Raw genomic sequence first — 12,986 nt, forward strand, 5'->3', positions numbered from 1 at the left:
GCTTGTCACCCGGATTGAGGCTTGCACGTTTCCGCGCTTGTGTTATTGTTAGGACATAGTCCCGGACGACGGGGCCTCGAAGACGATACAGAGAGTTGTACAGCGGAGTATGACCGAGAACAGCAGCTCCCTCGACGTCCTGGCGATCGGCCGGCTCGGGGTCGATGTCTACCCGCTCCAGGACGGAGTCGGGCTCGAAGACGTCGACACCTTCGGCAAGTACCTCGGCGGAAGCGCGGCGAACGTGAGCGTCGCCGCGGCCCGCTACGGCCGGCGATCAGCGCTCGTCTCGCGCGTGGGCGACGACCCGTTCGGCCGCTACCTCCTGCGGGAGCTCGATCGGCTCGGGGTCGACAACCGCTACGTCCACACGGATCCGGCGCTCAAGACGCCCATCACGTTCTGCGAGATCTTCCCGCCCGACGACTTCCCGCTCTACTTCTATCGCGAGCCGAAGGCTCCCGACCTCAACGTCGAGTCGGACGATCTCGACCTCGACGCCGTCCGGTCGGCGGGTGTGCTCTGGTTCACCGCCACCGGCCTCTCGCAGGAGCCCAGCCGGGGGGCGCACCTCGCGGCACTCGAAGCCCGCGCTCGGCGCGAGTTCACGGTCTTCGACCTCGACTACCGGCCCATGTTCTGGAGCGACCCGGCCGAGGCCCGGGCCGCGGTGGGTGAGGCCCTCGGCCACGCGACCGTCGCCGTCGGCAACCGCGAGGAGTGCGAGGTCGCCGTCGGTGAGACCGAGCCCGGCCGCGCAGCCGACGCGCTCCTCGAACGAGGCGTCACGCTCGCGATCGTGAAGCAGGGGCCCAAGGGCGTCCTCGCCAAGACGGCCGATGGGACGGTCGAGGTGCCGCCCTACTTCGTCGACGTCGTCAACGGCCTCGGTGCGGGTGACGCCTTCGGCGGCGCGCTCTGCCACGGTCTGCTCTCCGGATGGGATCTCGCCCGCATCCTCCGCTTCGCCAACGTCGCGGGGGCGCTCGTCGCGTCGCGCCGCGAGTGCTCCACGGCGATGCCCGACGAGGCGGAAGTGTCCGCCATCCTCGAGACGGGAGTCCGCTCGTGACCACTGCCCTTCTGACCGGCGAGGACTTCGCCCGTCTCCGCGACGTCCGCGCCTTCGGGCCTTCGGCCATCACCGGTGCGCTCGCGAACCGCCGCCGCCGGCCCGTCCTGCAGGGCGACGGACGCCTGTTCATCGTCGCCGCCGACCACCCGGCGCGCGGCGCGCTCGCCGTCGGCTCCGACGCGACGGCGATGGCCAACCGCTACGAGCTGCTCGACCGCCTCGCCATCGCCCTCAGCCGGCCCGGCGTCGACGGCGTGCTGGGCACGCCCGACATCATCGACGACCTCGCCGCGCTCGGGCTCCTCGACGACAAGATCATCGTCGGGTCGATGAACCGGGGCGGCTTGCGCGGCGCCGCGTTCGAGATGGACGACCGCTACACGGGCTACGACGTGGACGGCATGGTCGAGGCGGGCATCGACTTCGCCAAGACCCTCATCCGCGTCAACCTCGCCGATCCCGCCACCGCGCCGACCCTGACCGCGACGGCCGACGCCGTCAACCGGGCAGCGGCGGCGAAGCTGCCGATCATGCTCGAGCCCTTCATGAGCGAGTGGGTCGACGGACGCATCGTCAACGACCTGTCGACGGATGCCGTCATCCTGTCGGTCGCGATCGCCTCCGGTCTCGGCAACAGCAGCGCCTACACGTGGATGAAGCTGCCCGTCGTGCCCGACATGGAACGCGTCATGGAGGCGACCACGCTTCCGACGCTCCTCCTCGGCGGCGACGCCGGCGTCGACCCCGACGAGACGTTCGCCGCGTGGGAGGACGCCCTCTCGCTCCCGGGCGTGCGCGGGCTCACGGTCGGCCGCACGCTGCTCTACCCGCCGGACGGCGATGTCGCGGCGGCGGTCGACACGGCCGCCAGCCTCGTGCACCCCGCCGGCGTGCCGGCATCCTTCTGATCCACCTCGCTCCTCGCGACACCCTCGAAACACCTCCCACACTGCAAGGAACCACCTCATGACCACCATCGACACCACCTCTGTCGTCAACCGGGCCGAGCAGGCCGACCTCGCCCTCATCTCGCACTGGATCGACGGGGCCGAGTACGCCTCGCGGTCGGGCCGTACGGCGCCGGTGTTCAATCCGGCGACCGGCCGCGTGCAGGCGAACGTCGCACTGGCCGATCAGGCCGAGATCGATGTCGCGATCGCGTCGGCGCAGCGCGGGTTCGAGGTGTGGAGCGGCTACTCGGTCGCGAAGCGTCAGACGGTGCTGTTCTCGTTCCGTGAGCTGTTGAATGCGCGCAAGACGGAGCTGGCCGAGATCATCACGGCCGAGCACGGCAAGGTGCTCTCCGATGCGATGGGCGAGATCCTGCGCGGTCAGGAGGTCGTGGAGCTGGCGACCGGGTTCCCGCACCTGATCAAGGGTGCGTACACCGAGAACGCCTCGACCGGCATCGACGTCTACTCGCTCAAGCAGCCGCTGGGCGTGGTGGGTGTCATCAGCCCGTTCAACTTCCCCGCGATGGTGCCGATGTGGTTCTTCCCGATCGCGATCGCGGCGGGCAACGCGGTCGTGCTGAAGCCGTCGGAGAAGGACCCGTCGGCCGCCCTGTGGCTTGCGCGTCTGTGGAAGGAAGCGGGCCTGCCCGATGGCGTGTTCACGGTGCTGCAGGGCGACAAGCTCGCCGTGGACGGCCTGCTGAACTCGCCGGTCGTGCAGTCGATCTCGTTCGTCGGCTCGACCCCGATCGCGCAGTACATCTACGAGACGGCATCCCGCAACGGCAAGCGGGTGCAGGCCCTCGGCGGTGCGAAGAACCACATGCTGGTGCTTCCGGATGCCGACCTCGACCTCGTCGCCGACCAGGCCGTCAACGCCGGCTACGGCGCGGCCGGCGAGCGGTGCATGGCGATCTCGGTCGTCCTCGCGGTCGAGCCGGTCGCGGACGACCTCATCGTCAAGATCCAGGAGCGCATCTCGAAGCTGCGCATCGGCAACGGCGCAGGCGACGAGCAGGGCGAGCCCGACATGGGGCCCCTCATCACCGACGTGCACCGCGACAAGGTGTCCTCCTACGTCGACATCGCCGAGCAGGACGGCGCGAAGATCGTCGTCGACGGCCGGGGCTTCCAGGTCGAGGGGCACGAGGACGGCTTCTTCTTCGGCCCGACGCTGATCGACCAGGTCCCCACGACGAGCCGCGCGTACCGGGAGGAGATCTTCGGACCCGTCCTCTCCGTCGTGCGCGTCGAGACGTTCCAGGAGGGCCTGGACCTGATCAACTCCGGCGAGTTCGGAAACGGCACCGCGATCTTCACCAACGATGGGGGCGCCGCGAGGCGGTTCCAGAACGAGGTGCAGGTCGGCATGATCGGCATCAACGTCCCGATCCCGGTCCCCGTCGCCTACCACTCGTTCGGCGGCTGGAAGGCCTCGCTGTTCGGCGACGCGAAGGCGTACGGCGTGCACGGGTTCGACTTCTTCACGCGCGAGAAGGCGATCACCAGCCGCTGGCTCGACCCCGCCACGCACGGCGGGATCAACCTCGGCTTCCCGCAGAACAACTGACCCACAGACCGGGATGCCGCGGACTTCCGATCTTGGCCGCGGCATCCCACCTTCCTCCGAACAACGAGAGCAGCAGATGAGCACCGACCAGTGCTGGTTCCACCGCAAGGGCGACCTGGCCCGCGACGGGTGGGAGAGCGTCGTGGACCAGGCGACGCCCGGGTGGGAGCACACCGGCATCCGGGTCGCCGAGCTCGCCGACGGCGATCACCTCGACCTCACGGAGAAGGGCGTCGAGCGGATCGTCGTCCCGCTCGCCGGCTCGTTCCACGTCACGCACCACCACTTCCCGGGCGAGTGGGAGACGCGCCTCCACGGTCGCGCATCGGTGTTCGCTGGTCCCACCGACGTGCTGTACCTGCCGAGCGGCACGACCGCCGAGATCCGCGGCCACGGCCGAGTGGCCGTCGCCGAGGCGCCGACCGACGAGACCCGCGCGTGGCAGTACATCCCGGCATCCGACACCCCCGTGGAGCTGCGCGGCAAGGGCGCGTCGAGCCGGCAGGTGCACAACTTCGGCACCCCCCAGGCGCTGGATGCCGCCCGCCTCATCGTGTGCGAGGTCATCACGCCCGCCGAGAACTGGTCGTCGTACCCGCCGCACAAGCACGATGAGAACGTGCCCGGCCACGAGTCGCGCCTCGAGGAGATCTACTACTTCGAGACGGCGCCGGTGGCGGGGTCGGATGCCTCGGCCGAGGCATCCTTCGGGATGTTCAGCACCTATTCCTCGCCGGCCGGCGAGATCGACATCAACGCCATGGTGCGCTCGGGCGACATCGCCCTCGTGCCCTACGGCTACCACGGGCCCGCCGTCGCCGCGCCCGGATACGACCTGTACTACCTCAACGTCATGGCGGGTCCCGACCCCGAGCGCGCCTGGCTCATCAGCGACGACCCCGCGCACGCGTGGGTGCGCGCGAGCTGGGACGACCAGGAGCTCGACCCCCGCCTCCCCTTCACCAACGAGACCCAGAAAGGCCGCCGCTGATGCCAGAGACCCGGCGCATGACGGTCAGCCAGGCGCTGATCGAATTCCTCGCCCACCAGTGGACGGTGGACGGCGACATTCGCGAGCGCACGATCCCCGGCGTGTTCGGCATCTTCGGCCACGGCAACGTCGCGGGCATCGGCCAGGCGCTCAAGCAGGCGAACGTCGAGCAGCCCGACCTCATGCCCTATTACCAGGCGCGCAACGAGCAGGCGATGGTGCACCAGGCGGTCGGATATGCCCGCATGCACCGCCGGCGCGGCACGTACGCGGCCGCGGCATCCGTCGGCCCCGGCGCCGCCAACATGCTCACCGGTGCCGCTCTCGCGACGACCAACCGCCTGCCCGCGCTCCTCCTGCCGAGCGACACGTTCGCGACCCGTGTCGCCGACCCCGTGCTGCAGCAGCTCGAGCAGCCGTGGGACATCGGGCTGCAGGTGTCCGACGCCTTCCGCCCGCTGTCGCGCTTCTTCGACCGCGTGCAGCGGCCCGAGCAGCTCTACTCGATCGCGCTCGCCGCGATGCGCGTGCTGACCGACCCCGCCGAGACGGGCGCCGTCACGATCGCGCTGCCGGAGGACGTGCAGGCCGAGGCGCTCGACGTGCCCGTCGAGTTCCTGCAGGACCGCGAATGGCACATCCGCCGCCCGCTGCCCGAGCGCGGACCGCTCGCCCGTGCCGTCGCCGCGATCCGGGGCGCCAAGAACCCGTTCATCGTCGCGGGCGGCGGCGTGCTCTACTCGGGCGCTGAGGATCACCTGCGCGCGCTCGTCGAGGCCACCGGCATCCCGGTCGGCACCTCGCAGGCCGGCGGCGGCGTGCTCGCGTGGGACCACCCGCAGTACCTCGGCGGCGTCGGCGCAACCGGCACGCTGGCGGCAAACCGTCTCGCCGCCGAGGCCGACGTCATCATCGGCATCGGCACGCGCTACAGCGACTTCACGACGGCCTCGCGCACGGCGTTTCAGAACCCCGACGTCACCTTCGTCAACATCAATGTCGCCTCGTTCGACGCCTACAAGCACGGCTCGCAGCTGCCGATCATCGCCGACGCCCGCGAGGCGCTCGCGGAGCTGTCGATCGAGCTCGAGGGGTACGAGGTCTCACGCGAGCACTCCGAGCGCATCGCCCGCGAGAAGGCGGAATGGGATGCCACGGTCGACGACGCGTTCGCACCGTCCCGTCTCGAGCTGCCCGGGCAGCCCGAGATCATCGGCGCCGTGCAGTCCTCGTCCGCTCCGAAGGACGTCATCGTGCAGGCGGCCGGCTCGCTGCCGGGCGACCTGCACAAGCTGTGGCGCGTGCGTGATCCGCTCGGCTATCACGTCGAGTACGCCTTCTCGTGCATGGGCTACGAGATCGCGGGCGGCCTGGGCGCCAAGCGCGGCCTGCTCGCCGACGGCGACGACCGCGACGTCATCGTCATGGTCGGCGACGGCTCGTACCTCATGCTCAACACCGAGCTCGTCACGGCGGTCGCCGAGGGCATCAAGCTCATCGTCGTCCTGATCCAGAACCACGGGTACGCCTCGATCGGACACCTCTCCGAGACGGTCGGATCGGAGCGCTTCGGCACCTGGTACCGCTCGTACGACGGCGAGGCGCGCAACTTCCAGGGCGACGACGTGCTTCCCGTCGACCTCGCGGCGAACGCGCGCAGCTACGGGCTGGACGTCATCGAGATCGAGCCGGGCGGGTCGGCGATCGACGACCTCAAGGCGGCGATCGCGACGGCGAAGGCATCCGACCGTTCGACCTTCATCCACATCAACAGCGACCCGCTCATCTACGCGCCCGACGGCGCGGGCTGGTGGGACGTGCCGGTGCCCGAGGTCTCGACGCTCGAATCGACGCAGCGCGCCCGCGAGGAGTACCTCGAGCAGCAGGCCAACCAGAAGCCGCTTCTCGGCTGAGCCTGTCGAAGCCAGAATCCTCCGACATCCAGCTCCTCACCCCACCTCTGGAGACACAGATGACCGACACCATCCCCGCCGACTCCGACGTCGTCGTCAACAAGGCCCCCGGCCTGCGCATCGGCACCGCCCCCGACTCGTGGGGCGTGTGGTTCCCCGACGACCCCAAGCAGGTGCCGTGGCAGAGATTCCTCGACGAGGTCGTCGCCGCCGGCTACTCGTGGATCGAGCTCGGTCCCTACGGCTACCTCCCCACCGACCCGCACCAGCTCGAGGACGAGCTCGGCTCGCGCGGCCTCAAGCTGTCGGCCGGCACGGTTTTCACCGGCTTCCACAAGGGCGACGACCAGTGGCAGCGCGCATGGGACCAGGCGCTCGCCGTCGCCGGCCTCGCCTCCCAGCTCGGTGCGGAGCACCTCGTCGTCATCCCCGACCTGTGGCGAAGCGACGCCACGAGCGAGGTGCTCGAGTCGCGCACCCTGACCGACGAGCAGTGGAAGAAGCTCGCCGCCGGCCACGATCGGCTCGGCAAGGCGCTGCTGGAGGAGTTCGGCGTCAAGCAGCAGTTCCACTCCCACGCCGACAGCCACGTCGGCACGACCCGCGAGGTGCTGCGCTTCCTCGACGAGACCGATCCGCGGTACACGAACCTCTGCCTCGACACCGGACACTTCGCCTACTATGGCGGCGACAACGTCAAGCTCATCGAGGACCGCCCCGAGCGCATCGGCTATCTGCACCTCAAGCAGGTCGACACGTCGCTCCTGTTCGACGTGCTGAAGAACGACGTGCCGTTCGCGGATGCCGTCACCCAGGGCATCATGATCGAGCCGCCGCACGGCGTGCCCGACCTCGCGCCCATCATCGAGGCGGTCGCCAAGATCGACCCCGACATCTTCGCCATCGTCGAGCAGGACATGTACGGCTGCGACGTGGACTACCCGTTCCCGATCGCCAAGCGCACGCGCGAGCACATCTTCAGCTGCACGCACTTCGCCCGGATCCACTGATGACACTCACCGTCCCCGCATCCCTCGAAGGAACCACTGACATGACCACGGATCTGCGCGTCGGCGTCGTCGGCGCCGGCCTCATGGGCGCCGACCACATCGCCCGCATCACCCACCGCATCGCCGGCGCCATCGTCTCGGCCGTCATCGAGCCCGACGCGGGGCGCGCCGCGGCCGCCGCGGGCAACGCGCCCGGGGCGCAGGCGTTCACGCGCATCGAGGATGCGATCGCGGCGGATGCCGTCGACGCCGTGCTCATCGCCGTGCCGGGCCAGTTCCACGAGCCCGTGCTCGTGCCGGCCCTCGAAGCCGGGCTGCCGATCCTCTGCGAGAAGCCGCTGACGCCGGACTCGGCATCCTCGTGGCGCGTGCTCGAACTGGAGCAGAAGCTCGACAAGCCGCACATCCAGGTCGGCTTCATGCGCCGCTTCGACGCGGAGTACCAGGCGCTGCGCGAGCTGGTCGCCTCGGGCGACTCGGGCGAGCTCATGCTGCTGCGCTGCGCGCACCGCAACCCCTCGGTGCCCGACAGCTACACGCAGCCGATGCTCATCACCGACTCGGTCGTGCACGAGTTCGACGTGGTCCCGTGGCTGGCCGGCTCGCCGATCAAGACCGTCGAGGTCAAGTACCCGCGCCGCAACTCGCTGTCGCCGGCGCACCTGCAGGAGCCGATCCTCGTGCTCATGGAGCTCGAGAACGGCGTGCTGGTCGACGTCGAGATGAACGTCAGCGTGCAGTTCGGCTACCAGGTCGCCACCGAGGCGGTGTTCGAGAAGGGTCTCGCCCGCATCGGCCAGCCATCGGGCCTGCAGACCTGGCGCGACGGCCGGTTCTCGGTCGAGGACCACGTGAGCTTCACGACGCGCTTCGCCCGGGCGTACGACGAGCAGATCCAGCGCTGGGTGAACGCCGTTCGCGGTGGGACGCTTGTCGACGGCCCCAACGCGTGGGACGGCTACCGCGTCGCCCTCGCGTGCGAGGCCGGTGTGAAGGCCCTCGACGGCGGCATCGTGCCGGTGGAGGCACCCGAGCGCCCCGCCTTCTACGCCTGATCCCACAGCTCTACACCGATCGCAGAGAGACGACCCATGGTGCGCATCGCCCTCGACCCCACTCCGTACCACCACGACTTCTCGCTCCTCGAGTTCCCGGAGGTCGCCGCCCGGCTCGGCTACGAGCACCTGCAGCTCACGCCGCACGCCGACTTCTCGCCGTTCTTCCGCTACCCCAAGGCCGACGACGACCTCGTCGCGAAGCTGAAGAAGGCGGCGAAGGACGCGGGGGTCGGCATCCCGGCCATCCTTCCCGTGCAGCGGATCTCGTGGCCCGACGAGCCGCAGCGTGAGGCGGCGGTACGCAACTTCACGCGCATCATCGAGCTCGCGGTGCAGCTCGAGATCCCCGTCATCAACACGGAGTTCTCGGGCCGGCCCGAGCGGTCGGAGGATTCCGAGGCCGCGTTCTACCGCTCGATGGAGGAGCTGCTGCCGATCGTCGAGCGGGAGGGCCTGAGGCTGAACATCGACCCGCACCCCGACGACTTCGTCGAGGACGGGCTCGAGGCGTGGCGCGTGCTGCGCGGACTGAACTCGACCGCGATCGGGTTCGTCTACGTCGCGTCGCACACCTTCCACTACGGCGACCGCGCAGCGACGCTCCTCCCCGAGATCGGCGAGCGCCTGGGCGCCGTCTACACCGCCGACACCTTCGATCATCACCGCTCGCACGGGCTGCGCTACATCTCCAACCCGCCGGGCAACGCGTCGCGCGTGCACCAGCATCTGCGCATCGGCGACGGCGACGTGGATTTCGACGGGCTGTTCGGCACGCTCCGCGAGATCGGCTACCTCGACCGCGACGACGCCCTCGTCGTGTCGAACGTCTTCGCCGAGGACGAGACGGCCGACGAGGTGTCGCGCTTCCAGCTGGCGAAACTCCGAGAGCTCATCGGATGACCGCGCCCAAGCTCTCGATGAACGTCACCACGACGTTCTACGGAAACGTCGTCAACGACATCGCGGTGGCGAAGGCGGCCGGATACGCGGGCATCGAGCTGCAGAGCCCCAAGCTCTATCGGTACCTGGATGCCGGGTACCCGGCGGAATCGCTCCTGCCGCTCCTCGACGGGCTCGAGGTCACCGGCCTCGGCGCGGTCCTCGACGTCGAGCGCCGAGGAGCCGCTCGAGATGAGTTCCTCGCAGAGATCCGACGGATGGTCGGGATCGCGACGGTCGTCGGGGCGCCGATCGTCCAGCTGTGCACGGGCCCCGTGGACTGGGAGGTCGTGAAGGACTTCAAGGCCGGTCGTCTCACCGCCGACGACCTCCGCTATCGCGGTACCCTCGGCCTCAGCGAGTCCGAGGCGATCGACGTGCTCGCCGCGAACGTGCGCGACGCGGCGGACATCGCGGCCGATGCGGGGCTCGATCTCTATCTCGAGCCGCTCGCGTGGTCGAACATCAACCGGCACCGGCAGACGCTCGAGATCATCGAGCGCGCCGGGCGGGACAACGTCGGCATCGCGCTGGACACCTGGCACTACTGGACCGTCGGCGACACCCTCGAGGAGGTCGCGGCGACGCCTGCGGAGCTCATCAAGGCCGTCCACATCTCGGACGGCCTCGACCTCGACCGCGAGCACGACGTGCCCGACCAGAGCGTGCACCGCAATGTGGTGATCGGAGGGGGCGCGATCCCGCTCCAGCAATGGGTGGACGCCGTGAAGTCGACGGGGTACGACGGGTGGTGGTGCTCGGAGATGTTCTCGGACAAGGCGAACGAGCACGACTTCCTGAAGGTGGCCACGACCATGCGCAATCTGCTCGACATCCTCATCTCCTAGGAAGGACGACGCCATGCAGCGGTTCGCCCTCATCGGAGCCGGCTTCATCGGCTCCGTCCACGCGGCGAACCTCGCCGCCCACCGCGGAATCGACTTCGCGCTGGTCTTCGACGTCGATCGCGCCCGTGCCGAGGCCGTCGCCGCCGAGCACGGTGCGCGGGCCGCGGCATCCCTCGACGAGGTCTTCGATCCCGGCGCGATCGACGCGGTGCTCATCGCCTCGTCGACGGACACCCACGCCGAGAACCTGAGAAGAGCGGCGGATGCCGGCATTGCGGCGTTCGTCGAGAAGCCCATCGATCTGGATCTCGCCGCGGCGCGCGAGACCGTCGCGTATGTCGAGGCGAGCGGCATCCCCGCGATGGTGGACTTCAACCGCCGGTTCGACCGCGATCACGGCGAGCTCCAGCGGCTCGTGCGGCAGGGGGCCGTCGGCGCCGTCGAGCTCGTGCAGCTGACGTCGCGGGGCCCCGCCTCGCCGCCCCTCGACTACGTCAGGGTTTCCGGCGGACAGATGCGTGATCAGACCGTGCACTTCTTCGACCTTGCGCGGTGGATCACCGGCGAGGACCCTGTCGAGGTCTTTGTCGCAGGTTCCGCGCTCGCCGATCCGCGCATCGAGCAGTTCGGCGACGTCGACACCTCGGTCGCGACGCTGCGTCTCGCAGGCGGCGGACTGATCCAGATCGACAGCGTCCGTCGCACCGGCTACGGCTACGACGAGCGCATCGAGGTTATGGGAGCGGCGGGACTCGTCGAGTCGCGTCGGCAGCAGGCCGGAAACGTCGTCCGGTACAGCAGCCGCGATGCCGTCGCGGACGGCCTTCACGCGGGATGGTTCGAGCGCGTCCGTTCCACATACGCCGCTGCTCTCGCATCGTTCGTCACGTCGCTCGACGACGGGACGACCCCGGCGGTGACGCTCGAGGATGGCCTGAAGGCTCAGGCGATCGCGGAGGCCGCGGCAGCGTCGCTGCGCAGCGGACGACCCGAACACGTCGTCTATGACGCCCCGCTCCTGAAAAGGACGCGAATGTAAGTTTGACAGGACATAGTGTCATATGTAAGTCTGGCGATAGTTGACCTTGGGGCGAACGAGTTCCCGCGATACGACAAAGGAGTCCTCTCATGTCCTCTCACAGCCCGAGCAATCTGGCGCAGTCGAAGTTGCCGCCGCTGACGCCCGGCGCCTATCGCAAGCGGCTGTTCGTCGTCGCGCTCATCGCGACGTTCGGCGGTCTCCTCTTCGGCTACGACACCGGCGTGATCAACGGCGCGCTGCGCCCCATGGCCGCCGAGCTCGGCCTCACGGCCTTCACGGAGGGCGTCGTCACAGCGGCGCTCCTGTTCGGTGCGGCCATCGGTGCGGCCGTCTGCGGCCGATTGTCCGACGGCTGGGGTCGCCGGAAGGCGATCATCCTGCTCGCCGTCATGTTCTTCATCGGCACCATGACGTGCGTCTTCTCCCCCAGCTTCGAGGTCATGGTCGCCGGCCGTGTCATTCTCGGCCTTGCTGTGGGTGGCGCCTCGACCGTCGTGCCCGTGTACCTCGCCGAGCTCGCACCCTACGAGATCCGCGGTTCGCTCGCCGGCCGCAATGAGCTCATGATCGTCATCGGTCAGTTGGCCGCTTTCGTCGTCAACGCGATCATCTTCAACGTCTGGGGTGAGCACGAGGGCGTGTGGCGCTACATGCTGGCCGTCGCGGCGATCCCCGCGATCGCGCTCTTCTTCGGCATGCTTCGCGTCCCCGAGTCGCCCCGCTGGCTCGTCGAGAAGGGTCGCCACGACGAGGCGCGCGCCGTGCTCGAGACGATCCGCCCCTTCGACCGGGCGCAGGCCGAGCTCGCCGACGTCGAGACGATCGCAGAGGAGGAGCGCGAGCAGAAGGTCACGGGCTGGCGCGGCGTGCTCGCGAACAAGTGGCTCCTCCGCATCCTGCTCGTCGGCATCGGCCTGGCGGTCGCTCAGCAGCTCACGGGCATCAACTCGATCATGTACTACGGCCAGATCGTGCTCATCGAGGCGGGCTTCTCGGAGAACGCGGCCATCATCGCGAACATCGCCCCCGGCGTCATCGCAGTGGTCGGCGGCTTCATCGCCCTGTGGATGATGGACCGGGTCAACCGCCGCACGACGCTCCTCATCGGCTTCACCCTGACGACGATCTGCCACGTGCTCATCGGCATCGCGTCCGTCGCCCTCCCCGTCGGCAACCCGCTGCGTCCCTACGTGATCCTCTTCCTCGTCGTCGCGTTCGTGGGCTCGATGCAGACGTTCCTCAACATCGCCGTGTGGGTCATGCTGTCGGAGATCTTCCCCCTCCACATGCGCGGCTTCGGCATCGGCGTGTCGGTGTTCTTCCTCTGGATCACGAACGCCTTCCTCGGCCTGTACTTCCCCTCGCTCGTCGAGGCGGTCGGCATCACGGGCACGTTCTTCCTCTTCGCCGGCGTCGGCGTGCTGTCGCTGATCTTCGTGTGGACCTCGGTGCCCGAGACGCGCGGCCGCACCCTCGAGGCGCTCGAGGAGGATGTCACCACCGGTGCGATCTACACGATCAACAAGCGCCGCGGCGTCAACGTCTGACACGCACTCGGTCCCGGACGAATCGGCCGCCCTCCTCGCC

11 protein-coding genes are annotated in these 12,986 nt (G+C 69.0%); all 11 read left to right on the plus strand.

What is annotated here, in order from left to right:
• The first annotated feature begins 109 nt into the window (after positions 1-109).
• Positions 110-1,072: a 5-dehydro-2-deoxygluconokinase gene (iolC, locus tag AAIB33_RS17690; protein WP_345801265.1), complete on the plus strand. Its 963-nt coding sequence runs from the start codon at positions 110-112 to the stop codon at positions 1,070-1,072.
• Complete coding sequence (locus AAIB33_RS17695; protein WP_345801266.1) at positions 1,069-1,983, plus strand: deoxyribose-phosphate aldolase; 915 nt, start codon at positions 1,069-1,071, stop codon at positions 1,981-1,983. Before iolC ends, AAIB33_RS17695 begins: the two co-directional genes overlap by 4 nt.
• A gap of 58 nt (positions 1,984-2,041) precedes the next feature.
• Positions 2,042-3,598 carry a CoA-acylating methylmalonate-semialdehyde dehydrogenase gene (locus AAIB33_RS17700; protein ID WP_345801267.1) on the plus strand — a complete coding sequence of 519 codons (1,557 nt, stop codon included), beginning with the start codon at positions 2,042-2,044 and terminating at the stop codon, positions 3,596-3,598.
• A gap of 76 nt (positions 3,599-3,674) precedes the next feature.
• Positions 3,675-4,589: a 5-deoxy-glucuronate isomerase gene (gene iolB, locus AAIB33_RS17705; RefSeq protein ID WP_345801268.1), complete on the plus strand. Its 915-nt coding sequence runs from the start codon at positions 3,675-3,677 to the stop codon at positions 4,587-4,589.
• A gap of 17 nt (positions 4,590-4,606) precedes the next feature.
• Entirely contained in the window at positions 4,607-6,502 is a 1,896-nt protein-coding gene (gene iolD, locus AAIB33_RS17710; RefSeq protein ID WP_345801269.1) for a 3D-(3,5/4)-trihydroxycyclohexane-1,2-dione acylhydrolase (decyclizing), read from the plus strand.
• Positions 6,503-6,561: 59 nt separating this feature from the next.
• Positions 6,562-7,512 carry a sugar phosphate isomerase/epimerase gene (locus AAIB33_RS17715; protein ID WP_345801270.1) on the plus strand — a complete coding sequence of 317 codons (951 nt, stop codon included), beginning with the start codon at positions 6,562-6,564 and terminating at the stop codon, positions 7,510-7,512.
• A gap of 41 nt (positions 7,513-7,553) precedes the next feature.
• Entirely contained in the window at positions 7,554-8,567 is a 1,014-nt protein-coding gene (locus AAIB33_RS17720) for a Gfo/Idh/MocA family oxidoreductase (RefSeq protein ID WP_345801271.1), read from the plus strand.
• A 36-nt stretch (positions 8,568-8,603) separates the two neighbouring features.
• Positions 8,604-9,470: a sugar phosphate isomerase/epimerase gene (locus tag AAIB33_RS17725; RefSeq protein ID WP_345801272.1), complete on the plus strand. Its 867-nt coding sequence runs from the start codon at positions 8,604-8,606 to the stop codon at positions 9,468-9,470.
• The gene (locus AAIB33_RS17730) at positions 9,467-10,357 is read left to right on the plus strand and encodes a sugar phosphate isomerase/epimerase family protein (protein WP_345801273.1); all 891 of its coding nucleotides are present in this window, start codon (positions 9,467-9,469) and stop codon (positions 10,355-10,357) included. Before AAIB33_RS17725 ends, AAIB33_RS17730 begins: the two co-directional genes overlap by 4 nt.
• 13 nt (positions 10,358-10,370) lie before the next feature.
• Positions 10,371-11,396 (plus strand): Gfo/Idh/MocA family oxidoreductase, encoded by a 1,026-nt coding sequence (locus AAIB33_RS17735; RefSeq protein WP_345801274.1) that lies wholly within the window; start codon positions 10,371-10,373, stop codon positions 11,394-11,396.
• 89 nt (positions 11,397-11,485) lie between these two features.
• The gene (locus AAIB33_RS17740) at positions 11,486-12,946 is read left to right on the plus strand and encodes a sugar porter family MFS transporter (RefSeq protein WP_345801275.1); all 1,461 of its coding nucleotides are present in this window, start codon (positions 11,486-11,488) and stop codon (positions 12,944-12,946) included.
• The last annotated feature ends 40 nt before the right edge of the window (positions 12,947-12,986 follow it).

It is taken from the genome of Microbacterium sp. AZCO, assembly GCF_039614715.1.
Classification (GTDB): Bacteria; Actinomycetota; Actinomycetes; order Actinomycetales; family Microbacteriaceae; genus Microbacterium.